Source organism: Sandarakinorhabdus sp. (assembly GCF_987265915.1).
The window spans coordinates 1,611,689-1,631,580 of sequence record NZ_OZ503948.1 but is presented as its reverse complement, the minus strand read 5'-3'; the positions used below and the strand labels follow the sequence as shown (position 1 = coordinate 1,631,580).

23 protein-coding genes and 1 tRNA gene are annotated in these 19,892 nt (G+C 66.6%); 7 read left to right on the top strand and 17 right to left on the bottom strand.

All coding sequences use genetic code 11. From position 1 onward, the window contains the following. The first annotated feature begins 13 nt into the window (after nt 1–13). Entirely contained in the window at nt 14–751 is a 738-nt protein-coding gene (locus AC6UUM_RS07940) for an SDR family oxidoreductase (RefSeq protein WP_500804784.1), read from the top strand. A gap of 5 nt (nt 752–756) precedes the next feature. On the opposite strand, the gene AC6UUM_RS07935 is transcribed toward AC6UUM_RS07940, so the two are convergent. Continuing rightward, the gene (locus AC6UUM_RS07935) at nt 757–1,170 is read right to left on the bottom strand and encodes a PRC-barrel domain-containing protein (RefSeq protein WP_500804783.1); all 414 of its coding nucleotides are present in this window, start codon (nt 1,168–1,170) and stop codon (nt 757–759) included. 170 nt (nt 1,171–1,340) lie between these two features. Here AC6UUM_RS07935 and AC6UUM_RS07930 point away from each other — a divergent pair, with 170 nt between their 5' ends. Continuing rightward, nucleotides 1,341–1,610, top strand: a complete 270-nt coding sequence (locus tag AC6UUM_RS07930; protein ID WP_500804782.1) for a DUF2171 domain-containing protein — start codon at nt 1,341–1,343, stop codon at nt 1,608–1,610. Nucleotides 1,611–1,617: 7 nt separating this feature from the next. Here AC6UUM_RS07930 and AC6UUM_RS07925 read toward each other — a convergent pair whose 3' ends face one another. Beyond that, entirely contained in the window at nt 1,618–2,709 is a 1,092-nt protein-coding gene (locus AC6UUM_RS07925) for a Glu/Leu/Phe/Val dehydrogenase dimerization domain-containing protein (RefSeq protein ID WP_500804781.1), read from the bottom strand. Nucleotides 2,710–2,855: 146 nt separating this feature from the next. Between AC6UUM_RS07925 and AC6UUM_RS07920 the strand changes: the two genes are divergently transcribed. Next, nucleotides 2,856–2,932 (top strand) — tRNA-His (locus tag AC6UUM_RS07920). On the opposite strand, the gene AC6UUM_RS07915 is transcribed toward AC6UUM_RS07920, so the two are convergent. After that, the gene (locus AC6UUM_RS07915) at nt 2,911–3,480 is read right to left on the bottom strand and encodes a superoxide dismutase family protein (protein ID WP_500804780.1); all 570 of its coding nucleotides are present in this window, start codon (nt 3,478–3,480) and stop codon (nt 2,911–2,913) included. The genes AC6UUM_RS07920 and AC6UUM_RS07915 overlap by 22 nt on opposite strands. Nucleotides 3,481–3,483: 3 nt before the next feature. Next, nucleotides 3,484–3,903, bottom strand: a complete 420-nt coding sequence (locus tag AC6UUM_RS07910; RefSeq protein ID WP_500804932.1) for a DUF6456 domain-containing protein — start codon at nt 3,901–3,903, stop codon at nt 3,484–3,486. A gap of 187 nt (nt 3,904–4,090) precedes the next feature. Between AC6UUM_RS07910 and AC6UUM_RS07905 the strand changes: the two genes are divergently transcribed. Beyond that, the gene (locus AC6UUM_RS07905) at nt 4,091–4,654 is read left to right on the top strand and encodes a helix-turn-helix domain-containing protein (protein ID WP_500804779.1); all 564 of its coding nucleotides are present in this window, start codon (nt 4,091–4,093) and stop codon (nt 4,652–4,654) included. A gap of 3 nt (nt 4,655–4,657) precedes the next feature. Here the strand turns inward: AC6UUM_RS07905 and AC6UUM_RS07900 are convergent, their stop codons facing one another. The 9 genes from AC6UUM_RS07900 to AC6UUM_RS07860 are packed head-to-tail and all read right to left on the bottom strand — an operon-like array spanning nt 4,658 to nt 11,635. Continuing rightward, a complete protein-coding gene (locus tag AC6UUM_RS07900) occupies nt 4,658–5,977 on the bottom strand; it encodes a bifunctional folylpolyglutamate synthase/dihydrofolate synthase (RefSeq protein ID WP_500804931.1) in 1,320 nt (439 codons plus the stop codon). A gap of 47 nt (nt 5,978–6,024) precedes the next feature. After that, the gene (gene accD / locus AC6UUM_RS07895; protein ID WP_500804778.1) at nt 6,025–6,879 is read right to left on the bottom strand and encodes an acetyl-CoA carboxylase, carboxyltransferase subunit beta; all 855 of its coding nucleotides are present in this window, start codon (nt 6,877–6,879) and stop codon (nt 6,025–6,027) included. After that, nucleotides 6,876–7,706, bottom strand: coding sequence for a tryptophan synthase subunit alpha (gene trpA, locus AC6UUM_RS07890; protein ID WP_500804777.1), 831 nt, complete (start codon nt 7,704–7,706; stop codon nt 6,876–6,878). Before trpA ends, accD begins: the two co-directional genes overlap by 4 nt. Beyond that, nucleotides 7,703–8,014 carry a cupin domain-containing protein gene (locus AC6UUM_RS07885; protein ID WP_500804776.1) on the bottom strand — a complete coding sequence of 104 codons (312 nt, stop codon included), beginning with the start codon at nt 8,012–8,014 and terminating at the stop codon, nt 7,703–7,705. Before AC6UUM_RS07885 ends, trpA begins: the two co-directional genes overlap by 4 nt. Beyond that, complete coding sequence (trpB, locus tag AC6UUM_RS07880) at nt 8,011–9,228, bottom strand: tryptophan synthase subunit beta (RefSeq protein ID WP_500804775.1); 1,218 nt, start codon at nt 9,226–9,228, stop codon at nt 8,011–8,013. The genes AC6UUM_RS07885 and trpB overlap by 4 nt, the downstream gene beginning before the upstream one ends. Next, nucleotides 9,225–9,863: a phosphoribosylanthranilate isomerase gene (locus AC6UUM_RS07875; RefSeq protein ID WP_500804774.1), complete on the bottom strand. Its 639-nt coding sequence runs from the start codon at nt 9,861–9,863 to the stop codon at nt 9,225–9,227. Before AC6UUM_RS07875 ends, trpB begins: the two co-directional genes overlap by 4 nt. Beyond that, nucleotides 9,860–10,543: an orotidine-5'-phosphate decarboxylase gene (gene pyrF / locus AC6UUM_RS07870; protein ID WP_500804773.1), complete on the bottom strand. Its 684-nt coding sequence runs from the start codon at nt 10,541–10,543 to the stop codon at nt 9,860–9,862. The genes AC6UUM_RS07875 and pyrF overlap by 4 nt, the downstream gene beginning before the upstream one ends. A 12-nt stretch (nt 10,544–10,555) precedes the next feature. Then, nucleotides 10,556–10,846, bottom strand: coding sequence for a hypothetical protein (locus AC6UUM_RS07865; protein WP_500804772.1), 291 nt, complete (start codon nt 10,844–10,846; stop codon nt 10,556–10,558). Between the two features lie 30 nt (nt 10,847–10,876). Then, nucleotides 10,877–11,635, bottom strand: a complete 759-nt coding sequence (locus tag AC6UUM_RS07860; protein WP_500804771.1) for a competence/damage-inducible protein A — start codon at nt 11,633–11,635, stop codon at nt 10,877–10,879. Nucleotides 11,636–11,714: 79 nt separating this feature from the next. On the opposite strand from AC6UUM_RS07860, the gene map reads away from it, so the two are divergent. Further along, nucleotides 11,715–12,539, top strand: coding sequence for a type I methionyl aminopeptidase (gene map, locus AC6UUM_RS07855; protein WP_500804770.1), 825 nt, complete (start codon nt 11,715–11,717; stop codon nt 12,537–12,539). Here map and AC6UUM_RS07850 read toward each other — a convergent pair. Both AC6UUM_RS07850 and AC6UUM_RS07845 read right to left on the bottom strand, forming a co-directional pair. Next, the gene (locus AC6UUM_RS07850; RefSeq protein ID WP_500804769.1) at nt 12,536–13,213 is read right to left on the bottom strand and encodes a peptidylprolyl isomerase; all 678 of its coding nucleotides are present in this window, start codon (nt 13,211–13,213) and stop codon (nt 12,536–12,538) included. The genes map and AC6UUM_RS07850 overlap by 4 nt on opposite strands. A 45-nt stretch (nt 13,214–13,258) precedes the next feature. Next, nucleotides 13,259–14,212 carry a formylglycine-generating enzyme family protein gene (locus AC6UUM_RS07845; protein WP_500804768.1) on the bottom strand — a complete coding sequence of 318 codons (954 nt, stop codon included), beginning with the start codon at nt 14,210–14,212 and terminating at the stop codon, nt 13,259–13,261. Between the two features lie 116 nt (nt 14,213–14,328). Here AC6UUM_RS07845 and AC6UUM_RS07840 point away from each other — a divergent pair, with 116 nt between their 5' ends. Beyond that, complete coding sequence (locus AC6UUM_RS07840; RefSeq protein ID WP_500804767.1) at nt 14,329–15,624, top strand: NAD(P)/FAD-dependent oxidoreductase; 1,296 nt, start codon at nt 14,329–14,331, stop codon at nt 15,622–15,624. Continuing rightward, complete coding sequence (locus AC6UUM_RS07835) at nt 15,621–16,577, top strand: YeeE/YedE thiosulfate transporter family protein (protein ID WP_500804766.1); 957 nt, start codon at nt 15,621–15,623, stop codon at nt 16,575–16,577. The genes AC6UUM_RS07840 and AC6UUM_RS07835 overlap by 4 nt, the downstream gene beginning before the upstream one ends. 35 nt (nt 16,578–16,612) lie before the next feature. Here AC6UUM_RS07835 and AC6UUM_RS07830 read toward each other — a convergent pair whose 3' ends face one another. Both AC6UUM_RS07830 and AC6UUM_RS07825 read right to left on the bottom strand, forming a co-directional pair. After that, nucleotides 16,613–17,218 (bottom strand): response regulator transcription factor, encoded by a 606-nt coding sequence (locus tag AC6UUM_RS07830; RefSeq protein ID WP_500804765.1) that lies wholly within the window; start codon nt 17,216–17,218, stop codon nt 16,613–16,615. Beyond that, the gene (locus AC6UUM_RS07825) at nt 17,215–19,740 is read right to left on the bottom strand and encodes a PAS domain S-box protein (protein ID WP_500804764.1); all 2,526 of its coding nucleotides are present in this window, start codon (nt 19,738–19,740) and stop codon (nt 17,215–17,217) included. Before AC6UUM_RS07825 ends, AC6UUM_RS07830 begins: the two co-directional genes overlap by 4 nt. Between the last annotated feature and the right edge of the window lie 152 nt (nt 19,741–19,892).

Genomic DNA, 19,892 nt, shown 5'->3' with positions numbered 1-19,892 from the left:
CAAAGGGGATCACATGGGTCGGCTGGCAGGGAAGACGGCGTTTGTCACGGCGGCAGGCGCCGGCATCGGGCGGGCCACGGCGCTGGCCTTTGCACGCGAAGGCGCAATGGTCACCGCAACCGATATCGACGCAGCGGCCCTCGCCAGGCTGGCCGCCGAGCATCCGGGCATCATCACGGCGCGGCTGGATGTGCGCGATGGCGATGCGGTCATCGCCGCACTGTCGGGCACCGCGCCGGACATCTTGTTCAACGGCGCCGGCTTCGTCCACCGCGGCACCATTCTGGAGCTCAGCAATGCCGATTGGGCCTTCACCTGGGATCTGAATGTCACATCGATGATCCGCACCTGCCGCGCCGCCCTGCCCGGCATGGTGGCGCGCGGCAGTGGCAGCATCATCAACATCGCGTCGGTGGCCTCCACCATCAAGGCGCTGCCGGCGCGCTTTGCCTATTGCACCACCAAGGCGGCGGTGATCGGGATGACCAAGGCGCTGGCGGCGGATTTCGTTGCGCACGGCATCAGGGTGAATGCCATCTGCCCCGGCACGATCGATACGCCGTCGCTGGCTACCCGCCTGAACGACCAGCCCGATCCCGCCGCCGCCCGCGCCGCCTTCATCGCCAACCAGCCGACCGGGCGCATGGGCACAGCGCAGGAAGTGGCGGCGCTGGCGGTCTATCTGGCGTCGGATGAGGCCAGCTACACCACCGGCGGTGCCCACGTCATCGATGGCGGCTGGACCAACTGATCGGCTTATCCATACATGCCGCCGCCATAACCGGTGCGCGCCGCGCCGGCGTAGAAATCGTCGACATCATCAAAGCCCGCCGTTCCGCGACCGACCAGTTCGTCGCGGTTGTAGCTCGGCGCGTCTTTGAAATCGCCCGCGGCGCGGCCGACATTGTAGCCGCCGAGGTTTTCATCATAGCGCAGCACATCCCAGGGCAGCGGGTGGTAGCGTTCGCCGATGCCCAGAAAGCCGCCGAAGCTCATGATCGCATAGGCGACCTTGCCGGAGCGTTTTTCCAGCATGACGTCGTCCACCGAACCGATCTTGTCGCCTTCACTGTCAAAGACAGCGGTGCCGTTCACCTTGCTGGCGCTGATCAGTTCGTGGGTTTCGCTGCGGGCCACGTCGATGTCCGTGATGTCGTGATCGCTCGCCATGGTCGTTCTCCTGTGCCGGCACGGGCGAACATCGCCCTTGCGGTCAACACAACCAACAAGGCGGGACAGGCGGTGGTTCCGGCGGCCAACGGCGAAAAGCCACCGCTTGCCGCGCCGGGAACATTTCGGCCGCCGGCTGGTTAGCCCTTCGACCATCAAGGAGAAAACAGATGTCCAATCTCGATCTGGTACGCGAGCATATGAAAATCATCGGCGCGGATGGCGCGCCGGTGGGCACCGTGGATCATGTAAAGGGCGATCGCATCAAGCTGACCCGCGCCGATGGTGGATCGCATGAGGGCCATCATCACTATATTTCCGGCGGCCTGGTCGCCGGCGTGGAAGGCGATGTCGTGCGCCTGTCCGCCAGCGGGGCCAATGCCGTGCTGATGGAAGAAGAAAAGGACGGTGCGGCGACGGCCGACCGTCACAAGCCCTGAGCCGACCCTAACGGCCGATCAGTGCCTGCGCGGTGCGATCGGCCACCACGTCTGTTGGCAGTCTTTGCGCGTCGGCCTCGGCAAACAGGGCGCTCAGCCGCAGCCCGATGGCATCTGTCGCCGCCTTCACGTCTGCCAGTGAAACCGTCGCGCCTTTGGTCTTCGCCAGATATTCGGCGACCACCGAAATGATGCCACCGGCATTGATGACATAGTCGGGCGCGTAAAGGATGCCGCGTGCCGCGAGGCGCGCGCCATCCTCCGCCGTGGCGAGCTGGTTATTGGCGGCGCCGGCGACGATGGCCACGTCCAGCGCAGCGATGCTCGCCGCGTCCAGCACCGCACCCAGCGCGTTGGGGCTGAACACGTCGGCGGCGACACCCATGATCGCCCCCACCGGCACATGCGCCGCGCCCAGTTCCGCGGCCAGGGCCGCAGCGCGCGCCGCGTCCACATCGGCAAGCGTCAGCCGCGCACCTTCGGCAGCCAGGGCGCGGGCCAGCGCGCCGCCGACACTGCCGACGCCCTGCACCGTGACATGCACGCCGTTCAGATCATCCTGGCCCATCTTGTGCTGTACCGCGGCCTTCACCCCGGCCAGCACGCCGCGCGCCGTGAACGGCCCCGGATTGCCGCCCACCGCGCCCGCCGCCACTGGCAGGCCGGCAACATGCGCTGTGCGCTGCGCCACCACCACCATGTCATGCTCGGTCATGCCGACATCCTCGGCGGTGACATAACGCCCGCCCAGCATCGCCACGGCGTCGCCGAACGCGCCGAGCAGTGCATCGGTTTTCGGCGCATCAGCGATCACCACTGCCTTGCCGCCGCCTGCCGCCAGGCCGGCCATGGCATTCTTGTAACTCATGCCGCGCGACAGGCGCAGCGCATCGATCAGCGCCTGCGATTCGCTGCCATAGGCCCAGCGCCGCACACCGCCGGCGGCCGGGCCGAGGTGCGTCGAATGGATGGCGACAATCGCATGCAGGCCGCTGCTGGCATGGCGGACGAGCGCCACCTGTTCGTGCGCATCAAAGCCATCGGCACCGCTGGCATCAAATGCTGCCAGTTGCACCAGATCCAGATCAGCAGCGCTCATGGCCGGCTCCATACAGATATTTATTGCCGGCGCTTGTAATAAGATTTCAAGACGGCGCAACTGCCATTGCAGCCGGCTCCGGCCAAATCCCGCTTGCCAGTGCCGGCCGCCTCGTCTATCCCGCCCTCCCTGCCGACAGGCATGTGGCGACTGTAGCTCAGTTGGTTAGAGCGCTGGTTTGTGGTACCAGAGGTCGCGGGTTCAAGCCCCGTCAGTCGCCCCACTCGCTGCTTTTTTCAGCTCCCCACACGCAATGCGCGTGCCGGCATTGCCGGCGGGATCGGTGCGATAATCATCGGCCTTGGCATGCAGCACCACCGCCGCGCCATCGGCATCGATCAGCGGATTGGCACCATCGGCCAGCCGCAAGCCCGGCAGCATGATGTTCACATCGCCGGCCATTTTGGCATCCACCATGATGTTGGGCAGATCGCCGGCGTGGGCGCCCATCGGATTGTCACGGCCATGCTGCTTGGCCTCCGGGTTGAAATGCGGCCCGGCGCTGGTGAAATCCGGGCCCTTGCACTGCCCGATGGCGTGCAGGTGCATGGCATAGGTGCCCGCCGGCAAGCCCGCCACGCGCGCAATCAACTGCACGCCGTCGACCATCTGCAGCAATTCCACCTCGCCCAGGCTGTTGCCGTCGGGCGTGAGCAGCCGCGTGTTCAGCACCATGGACGGCGGCGCGCCGCCCACCTTGCCCAGCGAAACTTCTTTGGGACCACAGGCGGCCAACAAGGCCAGAGGCAAAAACCAGACCGCACGCATCATCACTTACTCCATCGCATCGAGGCCATAATGGCCGACCAGCCGGTCGAGCGCCAGTGTCAGCACCAGCTTTCCGGCCCGTACCGGCCAACCCAGTGCCGCTTCCGCGGTTCCCAGGCCTTCGCCCATGCACACCACCCGCCACAGCACATCCGACAGGCCGGGGCCGCACGCCGCCACTGCGGCATCAAAACGTTGCCGCGCCGCGATCTGGCCGCCACTGGGGTCCGGGCCACTGCCACTGCGCCGAACACCGGGCAGCGGGTCCCAGCGCATGGTCAGCCGCGGGCCGAGCTGCGCCAGATGGAAATCCTGGCGCAGGCGCTCGCTGGCCAGCAATTGCACCGCGCTGATGTGGCCGCGCCGCGCCAGCCAGGCCAGGGGCTGTTCAGCGTGGTTCACCGTCACCGTCGCCCGATCGATCATATCCGCAGCGGGCAAGGTGCGCCGGCCGATCAGGCGATTTTCATGCAGCGGCAGCACATCATCCTCATCACGAACCTGTTTGGCCATATGATTCTCCCTTCTGGCACGAAATTGGTCGTTTCCCTCTTGCATAATCCCGCATTTGTAGGACAGAGATAACCATATAGGTTATTCAAGGGAACCAGACATGCTCACCCGCATCCGCGATGTTCGCAAATCCCGTGGTCTCACGCTCGCCGATGTCGCCGCAGCCTGCGTGCCGCCCACCACGGCGCAGACCATCGGCCGGCTGGAAACCGGCATGCGTACAGTGTCGATCGATTGGCTTGAGCGCATCGCCGCCGCGATGGGCGTGGCGGTTTCCACGTTGGTCACCATGCCGGATCGCGCCGACGTGCCGGTGGTGGCGATCATCGGCGCCGGCGGCGTCGATGCGCCCGAACGCCCGCGCACCCTGGTGCCGCCGCAACCGCAGGGGGACCTGATCGGGCTGGTGGTGGAAACTGCACAGGGCGATTATCGCGCCGGCGATGAACTATGGGCGCGGCGCGTTGCCCCCGGCCAGTTCAGCCAGGCCATCAACCGCGACATCATCTGCCCCCGCCCGGCCGGCCGGTTCGCCTTTGGCCGTCTGATCGCGGTGGAGGGCAACCGCATCCAGCTGCTGCCCACCACGCCCGGCCTGCGCCAACAGGTACTTGTGGACGTGCCGTGGCTGGCCATGGTGGCGTTGCTGGTGCGGCGGGTGTAGGCCTTAAACCGGCGCCTGCCCGTTCAGCGCCAGCGCCTTGCCGGCCAGGTGGAGCGATCCCGTCACCAGCACCAGCGGCGGCGTCTCGCTGTTGCGCGCAATCGCCTTCAACGCCTGCCGCAGATCGGGGGCCGTCACCGCCGCCATGCCCATCGCCGACGCCGCGCTGGCCAGCCAGGCCGGATCATGGGCAGCATGGCCCGGCACCGGCACCGCATAAAGCGCGCTCGCCATGCCGGCGAACGGCTTGAGGAATCCCTCGGCATCCTTGGCGGCGAGCATGCCGGCGACGATCAGCAGCCGCTGGCCGGGTTGCAGCAGCGGCCGCACCGCTTCGGCCAGGGCCTTGCCGGCGGCCGGATTATGCCCGCCATCCACCCACAGGCTGGACCCGGCCGGCAGCAATTCGGGCAGCGGGCCGGTGTCCAGCCGTTGCAGGCGCGCCGGCCATTCTGCCCAGCCCATGCCGGCCTTGAACGCTGCCTCTTTCATTGGCAGCGCGTTCTGCGCCCGCAGCATCGCCACCGCCAGCGCGGCATTGTCGTGCTGATGCGGCCCGGCCAGGCGCGGCAGCGGCAAGGCCAGGCGGCCGGTGTCGTCGCGATAATGCAGCTGGCCTTCATACAGCGCCGCATCCCAATCCTGGCCGCGGATGATCAGCCGCGCGCCAGCCAGGCCGGCGACTTCGGCGATGCGCGCCGTCACCGCGGCGGGATGGCGGCCGGTGACCAGCGGCACGCCGCGCTTTGCGATGCCGGCCTTTTCGCGGGCGATATCCAATATGGTCGGCCCCAGCCATTGCTGGTGATCCAGCCCAAGCTGGCTGATGCCCGATACCAGCGCGGATGGCAGCAGGTTGGTCGCATCCATGCGCCCGCCCAGCCCGACCTCGATGATGCAGGCATCGGCCGGGATGGTGGCAAAGGCCAAAAACGCCGCCGCCGTCGTCAATTCGAAAAAGGTGATTGGCGCCTCGCCGTTGCGGGCGACCACATCCTTCAGCAGCATGATCAGCACATCATCGGCAACCAGTTGCCCGGCCAGGCGGATGCGTTCGTTGAAGCGGACAAGGTGCGGGCTGGTATAGACATGCACGCGGTGGCCCTGCGCTTCCAGGCAGGCGCGCAGCAGCGCACAGGTCGATCCTTTGCCATTGGTGCCGGCCACATGAAACACCGGCGGCAAACGGTGGTGCGGATTGCCCAGCCGATCGAGCAGCCGCTCCAACCGACCGAGCGTCAGATCAATCTCGGTCGGGTGCAGATCATAGGCCTTGCGCAGCAGCGCATCGAGGGCGGGATTGTCCGATCGCGCCGGCGGCATGCGCGCGCCGGTTGGTGGTGCGCCCCCAGTCCCGAAGCTGCCTGCGCTCACGCCGCCAGCCGCCGCGCCATCAGCAGGCCGATCAACTGACCGAGCGTGGCCTTCAGATCGCGGCGGTGCACGACCATATCGAGCATGCCATGTTCGAGCAGATATTCGGCGCGCTGAAAGCCTTCGGGCAATTTCTCGCGAATGGTCTGTTCGATCACCCGCTGCCCGGCAAAGCCGATCAGCGCATTGGGCTCGGCAATCTGCACATCGCCCAGCATGGCATAGCTGGCGGTGACGCCGCCGGTGGTCGGATCGGTGAGCACGACAATATAGGGCAGCCCGGCCTCGTTCAGCTGCTGGATGCCCACGGTGGTGCGCGGCATCTGCATGAGGGACAATATGCCTTCCTGCATGCGCGCGCCGCCGGCCGCCGTGAACATGATGAACGGGCATTGCGCGGCCAGAGCCGCATCGACACCCGACAGGAAAGTTTCGCCCACCGCCATGCCCATCGATCCGCCCATGAAGGCGAAATCCTGCACGCCAACGATGGCCCGGTGGCCCATGATCTGGCCATCGGCGCACAGCATCGCATCCTGCTCACCGGTCTGCGCGCGCGCCGCCTTCAGGCGATCAACATAGCGCTTCTGATCCTTGAACTTCAGCGGGTCTTCGGCAACGCGCGGTGGGGTCAGCAGGCGGTATTCGGCATCGAACAACTGGCCAAAACGGGCCCGCCCGCCGATGCGATCATGATGGTCACAGCGCGGGCAGACATGATCATTGTCTTCCCATTCCTTGGTATAGACCATGGCGCCGCAATTCTTGCACTTGGTCCACAGATTTTCCGGCGTGTCGCGCTTGGCGAGGAAACCGGTCAATTGCTGACGGGTGCGGGTGATCCAGCTCATGCGGCTCTCTCCTGCCTGGCAGTGCGGACGGCCTGCGCAAGCGCGCTGACCTGGGCGGCGACTCGCGCCGGAATATCATTGGCGCGCGCGGCCGCGGCATCGCCGATCGCATCGACAATGGCGCTGCCCACCACCACCGCATCGGCATGCACGGCCACCGCAGCTGCCTGTTCCGGCGTGCGCACGCCGAAACCGACCGCGATCGGCAGGCTGGTCGCGGCCTTCAGGCGGGCGACGGCGGCAGCAACATCACCGGCCTGGGCACTGCCGGCGCCAGTGACGCCGGCAACCGAGACATAATAGAGAAAGCCCGATGCACCATCGAGCACGGCCGGCAGGCGCGCGGCATCGGTGGTCGGCGTGGCGAGGCGCACCAGATGCAGGCCATGCGCGCCGAGCGCCGGGGTCAGCTCGGCGGCTTCCTCGGGCGGCAGATCGACAACAATGCAGCCATCGATGCCGGCGGCCTTGGCTTCGGCAGCAAAGCGTTCCGGGCCGAAGCTGAGGATCGGGTTGAAATAGCCCATCAACACCACCGGGGTGGCATTGTCGGTCGCGCGGAAGGCGCGGACCATGGCGATCAGATGCTTCAGCGTGGCGCCGCCGCCCAGCGCGCGGATATTGCCGCGCTGGATCGCCGGGCCGTCGGCCATCGGATCGGTGAACGGCATGCCGATTTCAATGACATCGGCACCGGCCGCCGGCAGCGCGGCCAGGATCTGGGCGCTGGTGGCGAGATCGGGATCGCCGGCGGTGACGAACGTCACCAGCGCAGCGCGCCCTTCGGCGGCGCAGGCGGCGAAGCGGGTGGAGAGGCGGTCGCTCATTGCGAGTCCTTGCGTTCAACCACCAGCACGCGCGCCAGTCCCTGCGGGTGCGCCACATGCTCGTCGCCCGGGCCGAAGGCCATGCCTTCTCCGGCATTCAGCCGATGCACATGTTCCGCCCCGCCATCGCGAACATGCATGTCAACACAACCATCCAGCACGACGAACACTTCGTTGCCGGTGTTGACATGCCAGTGATAGGGCGCGTCCGTGCTGTGCAGGCGCACCGTGACGTCGCCGAAATCGCTCAGCAACTGGCTGCCCCACGGGCGATCCGCGACAAAATTCCGGGCGGCAAACGGCGTCACAGCAACGTCACCCCCAGGGCTTCGGCCACCGTGAAGATGTCCTTGTCGCCGCGCCCGCACAGATTGGCGATGATGATCTGGTCGCTCGCCATCCTCGGCGCAATCCGCGCCACCGCCGCCAGCGCATGCGCCGGCTCCAGCGCCGGGATGATGCCTTCCACCCGGCACATCATCTGGAACGCGTCGAGGGCTTCGCCATCGGTGGCGGACTGATACTCCACCCGGCCGATGGCGTGCAGCCAGGCATGTTCCGGGCCGATGCCGGGATAGTCCAGCCCGGCCGAAATGCTGTGCGCTTCGGTGATCTGGCCATCTTCGTCCTGCAGCAGCATGGTCTTGTTGCCATGCAGCACCCCTGCCCGCCCGCCGGCAAGCGACGCGGCATGTTCGGCGGTGTTCAGGCCGTGCCCGGCGGCTTCCACGCCGATCATGCGGACATCGGCATCATCGAGGAACGGGTGGAACAGGCCGATGGCGTTGGAACCGCCGCCGATCGCCGCGACCAGCAGATCGGGCAACCTGCCTTCGCGTTCCAATATCTGCGCGCGCGCCTCGGTGCCGATCACGCTCTGGAAATCGCGCACCAGTTCCGGATAAGGGTGCGGGCCGGCAGCGGTGCCAATGATGTAGAAGGTGTCGTGCACATTGGTCACCCAATCGCGCAGTGCCTCGTTCATCGCGTCCTTCAGCGTGCGGCTGCCGGATTCGACGCTGCGCACTTCGGCACCGAGCAATTTCATGCGGAACACGTTGGGCGCCTGCCGCTCGATATCGCGTGCGCCCATGAAGATGGTACAGGGCAGGCCGAAACGCGCGGCGACGGTGGCGGTGGCCACACCATGCTGGCCGGCGCCGGTTTCAGCGATAATCCGCGTCTTGCCCATGCGCTTGGCGAGCAGGATCTGCCCGATGCAATTGTTGATCTTGTGCGCGCCGGTGTGATTCAGTTCGTCGCGCTTCAGGTAGATTTTCGCGCCATTCAGATGATCGGTCAGCCGCTCGGCGAAATAGAGCGGGCTGGGGCGGCCCACATAGTGCGTGAGCAGATCATCAAATTCGGCACGAAACGCCGGATCGGCCTTGGCCGCCGTGTAGGCCTTTTCCAGATCGAGGATCAGCGGCATCAGCGTTTCGGCGACATAGCGCCCACCGAATTCGCCAAAGTGCCCGCGCGCATCGGGGCCGGCGCGCAAACTACCTGCGTGCGCGTTCATGCTGCCCTCACGGCGTTGGCAAAGGCCATGATCTTGTTCACCGATTTCACGCCTGCACCCTCTTCCACACCCGAAGCCACATCCACCAGCGCCGGCGCCACCAGGCGGATGGCATCGGCCACCGTTTCGACGCGCAAGCCGCCCGCCAGCCCGAACGCGCGGCCCGGCCGGCCGTCGATCAGCAGACGCCAATCAAAGGCCAGACCGTTGCCGCCCGGCAAGGGCGCGTTGTTAGGCGCTTTGGCATCGAGGAGCAACAGGTCGGCCGGGCCGGCATCGCGTGTCGCCGCGGCAATATCGGCGCGGGTGCGCACGCCGGCGGCCAGCCATACTGGCAGGCGGTGCCGCGATTTCAGCTCGGCCAGTCGCTGCGCCGACACATCATGGAATTGCAGGATCGTGATGCCGGCCGCGACCACAGCGGCGACCAATTCATCATCGGGGGCGACAAGCACCGCCACCCGGCCAACATGCGCCGGCACCCGCGCAATCAATGGCGCGGCCTGGGCCGGATCGATGGCGCGCGGGCTGGGCGAGAAGAAATTGAAGCCAATATGCGCGGCGCCAGCCGCAACCGAGGCATCGAGCACATCATGCGTCTTCACGCCGCAGATCTTGAACGGCGTATGGCTCATGCCAGACTGGCAGCGATCGCGGCGGCGGCGGCGGCCGGATCGGGCGCGGCAGTGATCGGCCGGCCGATCACCAGCACGCCGGCACCGGCATCACGCGCGGCACGCGGCGTCATCACGCGCTTCTGGTCGCCCACCGCGCTGCCGTCGGGGCGCACGCCGGGCACCACGAACAGGCCTTCGGGCCACAGCGCCTTGATGGCGGCGACTTCGTGCGGGGAACAGACGATGCCATCCAGGCCGGCGTGGCGCGCCAGCCGCGCCAGCCGCAGGGCCTGCGCGGCGCTGCCATCGCCAACCCCGGCGCTCAGCAGATCGCCGTCATCCAGGCTGGTCAGCACCGTGACGGCGACGATTTTGGTTGCGGGCGGTGCGGCCGCGCGCGCCGCGGCCAGCATCGCAGCCCCGCCAGCCGCGTGGACGGTCAGGATGGCGGGAGCCAACGGCGCCAGGCTGGCCACCGCGCCGGCCACCGTGTTGGGAATATCGTGCAGCTTCAGATCAAGAAAGAGCGGCAGTCCGGCGCCTGACATCACCGCCGCGATGCCCGTGGGCCCGTGCGCACAGAAGAATTCGAGGCCGAGCTTCAGCCCGGCCACCGAAGGCGCGACTTTGGCCACCAGATCGCGCGCTGCCGCGACATCGGCCACATCTGCGGCGACGAAAACCCGATTGTCAGGCATACTCAGTCAGCTTCAGGCGCCAGACGGCGGCACGATGCCGGGCTGAGCCAGCGCCACTTCCGTCCGTTCGGCCTTTTCGACCCGGCGGCTGCGGCTTTTGCCGGCGAGCGGGCGCAGCAGCGCATGCCAGGCCCAGGTCGGGATCACGCCGGCCAGGAAGGCGGCGGCCAGCAGCAAAGGCAAGGGCACCGACGCCGGGCTTCCATCGGGCAGCACAAATTCAACCAGCGTCCAGTTCGATACGGCAAGCAGCACGAAGGCCAGCCCCAGCGCTATCAGGAAAACCCAGCGGATCAATGACATGGTGCGACCCCGCGTTTGACCATCACGAAATTACAATTCCCCGTCGATCGGGGTGATATCGATTTCGCGCAGCGCCGCCATCAGCATTTGTGCCACCTCGGCCAATTGCGCTGTGCTGGTGGAACGCATGACGAAATTGGCGCCGGTCTTGCCTTCGCGCCAGAATGGATAGCTGCCGATCTGCAGGCCCGGATTGGCGCGCTCGACCCGGCGCAGCACTTCGGCGGCCTTGCTCTCCTGCGTCCAGGCCGCCACCGTGCGCGATAGCACCGGCAGCCCGCCCGGCAACTGGCCATCCAGCGCCGCCAGCATGCCCTGCGTGATCATCGGTACGCCGGCCATGATGAAGATATTTTCTACTCGGATGCCGGGCGCCTTGGTGCGCGGATTTTCGATCAGACGCGCGCCTTCGGGGGTGCGGGCCATGCGCAAGCGCGCCTCGGTCAACTGGTCGCCATAATGGCTTTCCAGGATGGCACGGGCATCGGGATGCACGATCACCGGGCGGCCCAGCGCGGCGGCGATGGCATCGACAGTGATGTCATCATGGGTCGGGCCAATGCCGCCGGTGGTGAACAGATAATCATGCTTCACCCGGAGCGCGTTCACAGCGTCGCCGATGGCGTCCATCTCGTCCGCCACGACGCGCACTTCCTTCAGGCGGATGCCCTGCACGCCCAGCCATTTGGCGAGATAGGCGGTGTTGGCATCCTGGGTGCGGCCCGACAGGATCTCGTCCCCAATGATGACCAGGGCGGCGGTATAGATGCGGGTATCGTCGGGTTCCATGAACTTGTCTTAAGGCTCGGACGCGCGCTTGTCATGCCCAACATGGACTTGGGCCCCGCCAACGCTTATGTGTGAAGCCATGACGCAGGCGCTCTACACCACCATCATCGACCCGCACGAGGGCCAATTGCGCCTGCACGGCCCGGCCGGATTCGAAGGCATGCGCATTGCCGGGCGCCTCGCCGCCGAAGTGCTGGATTATCTGACCCCGTTCGTGCAGCCCGAGGTGGCGACGATCGAACTTGACACCATGGCCTGGGATTTCGTCCGCGCCGCTGGCGCCAGCTCGGCGACGGTGTTCTATCGCGGCTTCTCCCATTCGCTGTGCACATCGGTGAACCATGTCGTCTGCCACGGCATTCCCGGCCCCAAGCGCCTGAAAAGCGGTGATATCGTCAACATCGACGTGACGGTGGTGGTCGATGGCTGGTATGGCGACACCAGCCGCATGTTCCTGGTGGGCGATGTGCCATTGAAGGCGCGCCGGCTGGTGGATGTCACTTATGAATGCCTGATGCTGGGCATCGAACAGGCGAAGCCCGGCAACACGCTGGGCGATATCGGCCATGCCATCCAGACCCATGCCGAACGAAACCGCATGAGCGTGGTGCGCGATTTCTGCGGGCACGGCCTGGGCAAGGAATTCCACACCGCGCCCAATGTTGTGCATGTCGGCCGGCCGGGGCGCGGCGTTGTGCTGCATCCCGGCATGTTCTTCACCATCGAACCGATGATCAATGCCGGCGGCCCGGCGGTGAAGGTGCTGGAAGATGGCTGGACCGCGGTGACCCGTGATCGCTCGCTGTCGGCGCAGTTCGAACATAGTATTGGCATCACCGAGACCGGCTGCGAGATCTTCACGGCGTCGCCCAAGGGCTGGCACGCGCCGCCGTATCCAGCTTAACGCCGTTTCGCCGCCGGCCGCTTCGCCACCGGTTTCGGCGGCAGTGGAATCAGCCGCTTGACGCTGATGATCTTCACCGGCGCTTCGATCATCTGGCCTTTCATCGCGCCTTCGCCCTTGGTGGCCGAAATCGGCACATTCAGGATCTGGCGCACCACGTCCATACCTTCGATCACCCGGCCGAACACCGCATAGCCGGCATTGTCACCAGCCCCGGCCGGGTTGGCATCCAGCGCTTTCAGACTGCCCAGGATGATGAAGAATTGCGCTTGCGCGGTGCCGGGCGCGCCGCGGGCCAGGCTGATCGCGCCTTCATCGTGGGTCAGTCCGGTGGTACTGGTGGGTTCGTGGGCGACCGGCGGCAACAGCTTGCGGCCGTCCTGGATGCCGCCCTGCACCAGCCCCAAGCTGCCATCCGGCGTGATCTTGTAGGCCCGGTAAAAGGCGGCGCCATCCAGCCGCTGCTCATCGACATGGCGCAAGATATAATTGGCGGTGATCGGCGCGCGCTGGGTTTCGAGCGCGATGCTGATGGAGCCAAGCGCCGTGGTCATCACCACCGTCACCGTGGTCGGGGCCGGCAGCGCAGGCGGCGGCGGTGCGGGTGGCGGCTCTTGGGCCAACGCCGGAACGGCGGCGAACAGGGCAGCGATCAACAAGGTGCGGCGAATCATGCCGCATCCTAACCGGCTTTGCCGCCAGCGCCACTGGCCGACGACTCAGCCGCGAATCACGCAGCGAAAGCCGATGTGAGTCGTCGCCGTATCGATCATCTCCGGATGGCGCGCCGCCGGGCGGAAGCGCTGGCAATGATTGACCGCGCACAGATGCGATCCGCCTTTCAGCACCTTGCGGCCGATCTTCACCCTGGGCTGCGCCGGATCGTAACTGCTCCAATATTGGCCGCCGCGCGGATTTTCGATCGTGCAGCAGGCGCCGGGTTGGCGTTTGCGTTTGGGTTCAGGCCGATCCTGCCACCAATCCTGAGTCCATTCCCAGACATTGCCGATCATGTCGAACAGGCCATAGCCATTGGCCGGAAAGCTCCGCACCGGCGACGTACCGGCCCAGCCATCTTCGCACGCGTTGTGGTGCGGAAATTCGCCCTGCCAGTAATTGGCGAGCATGCGCCCATCGGGGGCCAGTTCATCGCCCCAGGCGAAGTCCCGGCCCTCCAGCCCGCCGCGCGCGGCAAATTCATGCTCGGCCTCGGTCGGCAGCGCTTTGCCAGCCCATTTTGCATAGGCCGCCGCATCCGGCCACGCCACCTGCACCACCGGATGATCCCACAAATCCAGCGCATCGAGATCTGGGCCTGGCCCTTGGGGATGACGCCAATCGGCACCGGGCAAGAACCGCCACCACCGATGATATTGATCAAGCGGCACCGGCCCGGCCGTGGGCGTGAACACCAGCGCGCCCGGCACGGCCAGTTCAGGCCGCATGCCGGGGTAATCCTTCGGGTCGGGCGCGATCTCGGCCAGCGTGACATGGCCGGTCTCCGCCACGAAGCGGGCGAACTGGCGATTGGTCACCGGGGTTTCGTCGATCCAATACGCATCCACCCGCACCTGGCGCAGCGGCGCCTCTTCGGGGTACCAGTCCGTGGCGCCCATGCTGAACGTGCCGCCTTCGATGCGGCGCATGCCGGTGGTCCTGCCTGTGTCGTTCATCGGTGTTCCTGCGGCCCGGCCGTACCTATCGCCCCTACCGCAGCTTTCGCAAGGGCGCTGCTGCAATCACGGCGGGCGCGTGTAACGACGCGCCGTCGCAGCGCGAACTGCCGGTCATGGATCCTGCCACAATCCGCTCCGCCGCGCCGGTGGTCATCATCGGCGCCGGCTTTGCCGGCCTGGCGGCTGCACGCGGCCTCGGCCAGGCCGGCATTGCCACCGTGTTGATCGATCGGCAGAATCATCATCTCTTCCAGCCCCTGCTTTACCAGGTTGCCACCGCCGGCCTGTCGCCGGCCGATATTGCCGCGCCCATCCGTTCCATCATGCGCCGCCACCGCAGCGTATCGGTTTTGATGGATGAGGTGGTCGGAATCGACCGTGTCAACCGCTGCGTGCTGCTGTCCAGCGGCGGCCGGCAGCCTTTCAACGAGCTGGTGGTCGCCACTGGTGCCCGCCACGCCTATTTCCGCAATCCCGAATGGGCCGAACATGCCCCGGGTATCAAGACCATCGATGATGCCATCCGCCTGCGCCGCGATCTGTTGCTGGCGCTGGAGCGCGCCGAAACCATGCGCGCCGAAAATCGTGAAGTTCGTGCAGATCACCTGACCTTCGTCGTGGTGGGTGGCGGCCCTACGGGCGTGGAAATGGCCGGTGCCATTGCTGAACTTGCCCGCCACAGCGCCGAACGCGATTTCCCGCACATCACCCGCAAATGTGTGCGCGTGATTCTGGTGGACAGTGGCGATCGGCTGTTGAAGGGCTTGCCGGCGGGACTGTCCGCCGCTGCGGCGCGCGCGCTGGCCGGCCTGGGGGTCGAACTGCGCCTGAACGCGCGGGTCACTGCAGTCGGCCCCGGCCACATCATGATCGGCGATGACAAATTGGCGGCGGCCGTGACCGTTTGGGCAGCCGGCGTCGCTGCCTCGCCAGCGGCGCGCTGGCTGGGCGTGGCCGGCGATGCCAGCGGCCGCGTACCGGTCGGGCCTGATCTGGCGCTGGCGCAAGATTGCAGCATCCTGGTCATCGGCGATACCGCTGCCGTGGCCGGCACGGACGGCGCCATGATCCCGGGCGTGGCCACCGCTGCCAAACAGATGGGCGAACAGGTCGCCCGCAACATCGTGGCGATGCGGGCCGGCACGGCCGTTGTGCCGTTCCGCTATCGCAATCCCGGCAGCATGGCCACGATCGGCCGCTCGCGTGCTGTCGCCGATCTTGGCCGCATGCAATTGTCGGATCAGCCGGCGTGGCTGTTGTGGTGCACCGTGCATATCTGGTTCCTGGCCGGGTTTCGCAATCGGCTGGTGGTCGGCACGAACTGGCTGTGGCGCTACATCACCTTCGATTCCGCGGCCCGGTTGATCACCCAGCATGAACGGCCCCTGCCCGCGCAGGACGCGGCATGATCGTGATGCTGGTCAGCCTGTTGGCGGCAACCGTGGTCGGCTTTGCCGCGCATCGCGGCGGCACTTGTGGGGTGGCGGCGGTGCGCACCTGGATCGATGACCGGGACGCATCCCTGGCCGTTGGCTTTGCTGCGGCCACCGGGGCCGCCACAATGGTGTGCCTGCCGCTGGCCTGGCTGCTGGGCCGCGGCGATCAATTGCCCGGCAATGTTCCCATCGGCCCGGCGCTGCTGGTCGGTGCCGTACTGCTCGGCATGGGCGCCGTGCTGAACGGCGCCTGCCTGATGGGGTCCTTGTGGCGGATGGGCAATGGCGAGATCCATATGCTGGGGCTGCCGATCGGCATCGTCATTGGGGACGTGATCGGGCGGATATTGGGCCTGAAGGTGGTGGTGCCGCCCAGCCATTTTGCCCATCCGGATGGCGCCGGGCTGGCGCTGGTGGCGGGCGGCGCGGCGGTATTGCTGCTGGCGGTGCGATGGCTGCGCGCACGGGGCGCGCACGCCGGCCACCTCGCCGGCCTGATGGCGAGCCTGGGCGCTGCCGGCAGCCTGTTGTTCGTGGTGATGCCAGGGTGGACCTGGGTGGACGTGGTCGACGGCCAGGTGGATGGCCTGCTGGGCGCGATGCGCAGCGCCGCTGGCCCGGCGGCGCGCACCATGATGGCGACCTTGGCCGGCGCGCTGGCATCGGGCTGGCTCACCGGGCAGTTGCATCTGAAATGGCGCGGATGGGCGGCGCTGGCACGCAGCATCGCCGGTGGCGCAGTGATGATGATCGGCATCGGCCTGATTCCCGGCGGCAATGACAGCTTGCTGCTGGGTGCGGCGCCGGCGGGGTCGGGCAGTGCGCTTGTCGCTTTTGCCCTGATGAACCTCAGCATCGCCGCCGTCGTACTGGGCGGGCGCTTCCTTCGGCCATCCGCGTCTGCGGCGTCACCCACACGGCATTGAAGCGAACCTGCCGCCCATTCACGCCCTGCGCGTCGTCAGCACAATTGCCGTTCGCGCGCGATCATCGCGGCGTGGGTGCGGTTGCGCGCGCCGAGCTTCCGGCAGATCAGCTTGACGTGCAGCTTGATGGTGGGTTCCCGCAGGCCCAGATCACGGGCGATTTCCTTGTTGGCATGGCCGGCGCACAGCCCGGCCAGCACTTCGCGTTCGCGCGGCGACAGGCCAGGCCCCGCCTCTGCCGATACCGGCCGCCCCAGATCGAGCGGCATATAACGTTCGCCTGCCACCATGAAGCGGATGGCGTTCACCACCGATTTGGCCGGCAGGGTTTTCGGCAGATAGCCCGCCGCGCCGGCCCCCAGTACCTTGTCGGTCACGCCCGTCGGGGCGAGGCCCGACATCAGCGCCACCGGGCAATCGCCGCTGGCCGCGATTGCGGTTTCCAGCCCGGAAAAGCCATTCATGCCCGGCATGTCATAATCCAGCAGCACCAGATCAAACGCCGGCCCGGCCGCAATGGCCGCCAGCGCGCCGCCCAGATCGGCCACCGTCACCACGGAAAATCCGCCTTCGGCTTCCAGATAGGATCGCAGCACATCGCGCAGCAGTTCGTGATCATCGGCGATCAATATTCTCGTCATGTCTTGCCTTTGGATTTGGCCGTTTTGGCCGCGTGCCGATCGCCCTTGCGCCGTTCACCGGTTGTAACCTTGGCCACCTGCCGTGCTTGCGCCTTGGCCATGGCCACCCGCGCCGCCGCCAGCAGGGCGGCCTGATTGGCAGGCTTGCCCAGCACGGCATCGAACAACTCGGCATCGGCCCGGCGCTGGTGGGCATTGGGCAGCGCCGTCAACAGCAGCACCGGCACATCGGCGCGCACGGCCCGCATCGCCTGCACCAATTGCGCGCCGTTCATGCCCGGCATGTCATAATCGCTGATCACCAGGCTCCAGGCCTGTGGATCTTCGCGTATCGCCGCCAGCGCATCGGCGGGGTCAAGGCACGGGCCGGCTTCGGCGCCCACGTCTTCCAGCATGGCCACCAGCGTATCGACCACGGCGGGATTGTCATCCACCACCAGCACCGCCTTGCCCACCAGCACGTCGGCATCGGCCGCGCTGATCGGCGGCGTCTGTTCCGGCAGATCGACCTCGGCATTCAACGGCCACCATAGTTCAAACAATGTGCCTTCGCCCGGCTGGCTGGCCAGCGCGATCGAGCCGCCGGCATTGGCGATGATGCCGGCCACCACAGCCAGCCCAAGGCCGGTGCCGCCTTCGCCCTTGCGGGTGTAGAAAGGCTCGAACACACGGGCGATGTCGCCCGGCGCAATGCCGCAACCCGAATCGCGCACGCAAATCAGCGCACTGGGCACGGTTGGAACCTTGCCCACCATCACCAGCCCCTTGGGCACATAATGATCCGCCGGCGATACCGACAGCGCGATCCGGGCGGGCTGGCCAGGCGGCAAGGCATCGCGGGCATTCAGCGCCAGGTTCATGATCACCTGAATCATCTCGGTGGTATCGGCCTGGGCCAGCACCGGCGTGTCCGGAATGACGAGATCGATGGCGTGCAGCGAGTCGGCCAGGCTGGGCTGCACCAGATCGCGTACGCTTGCCACGATGTTACGCACATCCACACGCTTCAGATCCGGCGTGCGCCGCCCCAGCCCCAGCAATTTGTCCACCAGCCCGGTGGCGGTGGACGCGGCCATCTGGATGCGCAGCGCATGGCGGCGCACCTCGGCATCGGCGGTGCGTTCCAGCAAGCTGGCGGTGCCGGCGATGGCGGCAATCAGATTGTTGAAATCATGGGCGATGCCGCTGGCCAATTGCCCCACGGCTTCCTGACGCTGGGCCAGCATCAATTGCTCGCGCAGCCGGGTCTTCTCGCGCTCCATCCCCAGCCGCCCGCCGATGTCGCGCGTCACGCACAGGATGCCGCCATTGGCCGACAGCGACAGCGACACTTCCTGATCCACCGGGCTGCCGTCGGCACGACGGCCCTGCACCTCACCACGCCAGCGCCCGTCGCGCGCCAGGATCGGCATCGCCACATCCGAAACATAACGCGCCCCGGCCTCGTCATAGAGGATATCCCAGCGCTGCCCCATCAGTGTGGCCGACGTGGCATGGCCGAACATCGCGGCATGCGCCTGGTTCATGAACACGAAGCAGCCGTCGCTGTCGGTGATGGCAATGCCGTCGTTCGAAGCCTCGATGGCGGCGATCTGGGCGGCCAGCCGGGCTTCGGCTTCCACCCGCTCCGCTTCCAGCGCCTTGCGCGCCGATACATCGCGGATGATGGCGGCAAAGCCTTCCGGATCGCCTTCGCCGAACGGCGGCCACATGCCCAGGCTCAATTCCACCGGAATCTCGTGCCCGGCGCGCACCATCGCGGGCACTTCCACGGTTTTGCCCACCAGCCTGGGCATGCCATGCGCCCGCATTCTGGCCATGCCGCTGTTGTGACCATGGCGATGGCGATTGGGAATGATCAGATCGAGCGGCTGTCCCAGAGCCTCCGATTGCGGCCAGCCGAACATCCGTTCGGCGGCGCGATTCCAGTGGATGATGCGGTTGTGCGCATCGGCGCAGACAAAGGCATCGGTGCTGGTTTCCGCGATCAACTGGGAGATCTGCATCGACCGGCGCAAGCGGTTGCTGCGCAGCAGCGCCATCACCTGCCCGGCCATCAGCTTCAGAATTTCGGCTTCGTGACCCGAAAGGCCGGGGCGCGGCGCATTGTCAATCAGGCACAAGCTGCCGATCGCGTCACCGTTTTCGGCACGCAGCGGCACCCCGGCATAAAAGCGGATGAATGGCGGGCCCAGCACCAGCGGATTGTCGGCAAAGCGCGCATCGGCACGTGCATCGGGCACCACCATCACGCCGTCGCCCAGAATCGCATGGGCACAAAAACTCTGGGATCGCGGCGTTTCACAACGATCCAGCCCATGGCGCGATTTGAACCACTGCCGGTCAGCATCCACCAGGCTCACCAAGGCGATGGCGCAACCGAATCGATCTGCGGCCAGCCGGGTGATCACATCGAGGGCCGGATCAGGCGGCGTATCGAGCACCTCATACTGATCCAGCACGGCCAGGCGCCGCAGTTCATTTGGGGCCATCAACGGGCCTTCAAGGTCGTTTCCGCCCATGTCGTCCCTATTGCCCGCGTGGCGCGCGCGCGCAATCCCACCAGCCGAGGGGGGTTCTTCATACTTTGGTATAGCGGCCTGACCCAAACGGCACCCCCACCCCCTGCCTTCGCAAGGCCTGCCTATCCCGTCGCTCGCATGACAAAAAAAGG

Coding starts and splice junctions, on each gene's coding strand:
- AC6UUM_RS07940 (WP_500804784.1), top strand. CDS start 14: ATGGGTCGGCTGGCAGGGAAGACGGCGTTTGTCACGGCGGCAGGCGCC.
- AC6UUM_RS07935 (WP_500804783.1), bottom strand. CDS start 1,170: ATGGCGAGCGATCACGACATCACGGACATCGACGTGGCCCGCAGCGAA.
- AC6UUM_RS07930 (WP_500804782.1), top strand. CDS start 1,341: ATGTCCAATCTCGATCTGGTACGCGAGCATATGAAAATCATCGGCGCG.
- AC6UUM_RS07925 (WP_500804781.1), bottom strand. CDS start 2,709: ATGAGCGCTGCTGATCTGGATCTGGTGCAACTGGCAGCATTTGATGCC.
- AC6UUM_RS07915 (WP_500804780.1), bottom strand. CDS start 3,480: ATGATGCGTGCGGTCTGGTTTTTGCCTCTGGCCTTGTTGGCCGCCTGT.
- AC6UUM_RS07910 (WP_500804932.1), bottom strand. CDS start 3,903: ATGATCGATCGGGCGACGGTGACGGTGAACCACGCTGAACAGCCCCTG.
- AC6UUM_RS07905 (WP_500804779.1), top strand. CDS start 4,091: ATGCTCACCCGCATCCGCGATGTTCGCAAATCCCGTGGTCTCACGCTC.
- AC6UUM_RS07900 (WP_500804931.1), bottom strand. CDS start 5,977: ATGCCGCCGGCGCGATCGGACAATCCCGCCCTCGATGCGCTGCTGCGC.
- accD (WP_500804778.1), bottom strand. CDS start 6,879: ATGAGCTGGATCACCCGCACCCGTCAGCAATTGACCGGTTTCCTCGCC.
- trpA (WP_500804777.1), bottom strand. CDS start 7,706: ATGAGCGACCGCCTCTCCACCCGCTTCGCCGCCTGCGCCGCCGAAGGG.
- trpB (WP_500804775.1), bottom strand. CDS start 9,228: ATGAACGCGCACGCAGGTAGTTTGCGCGCCGGCCCCGATGCGCGCGGG.
- AC6UUM_RS07875 (WP_500804774.1), bottom strand. CDS start 9,863: ATGAGCCATACGCCGTTCAAGATCTGCGGCGTGAAGACGCATGATGTG.
- pyrF (WP_500804773.1), bottom strand. CDS start 10,543: ATGCCTGACAATCGGGTTTTCGTCGCCGCAGATGTGGCCGATGTCGCG.
- AC6UUM_RS07865 (WP_500804772.1), bottom strand. CDS start 10,846: ATGTCATTGATCCGCTGGGTTTTCCTGATAGCGCTGGGGCTGGCCTTC.
- AC6UUM_RS07860 (WP_500804771.1), bottom strand. CDS start 11,635: ATGGAACCCGACGATACCCGCATCTATACCGCCGCCCTGGTCATCATT.
- map (WP_500804770.1), top strand. CDS start 11,715: ATGACGCAGGCGCTCTACACCACCATCATCGACCCGCACGAGGGCCAA.
- AC6UUM_RS07850 (WP_500804769.1), bottom strand. CDS start 13,213: ATGATTCGCCGCACCTTGTTGATCGCTGCCCTGTTCGCCGCCGTTCCG.
- AC6UUM_RS07845 (WP_500804768.1), bottom strand. CDS start 14,212: ATGAACGACACAGGCAGGACCACCGGCATGCGCCGCATCGAAGGCGGC.
- AC6UUM_RS07840 (WP_500804767.1), top strand. CDS start 14,329: ATGGATCCTGCCACAATCCGCTCCGCCGCGCCGGTGGTCATCATCGGC.
- AC6UUM_RS07835 (WP_500804766.1), top strand. CDS start 15,621: ATGATCGTGATGCTGGTCAGCCTGTTGGCGGCAACCGTGGTCGGCTTT.
- AC6UUM_RS07830 (WP_500804765.1), bottom strand. CDS start 17,218: ATGACGAGAATATTGATCGCCGATGATCACGAACTGCTGCGCGATGTG.
- AC6UUM_RS07825 (WP_500804764.1), bottom strand. CDS start 19,740: ATGGGCGGAAACGACCTTGAAGGCCCGTTGATGGCCCCAAATGAACTG.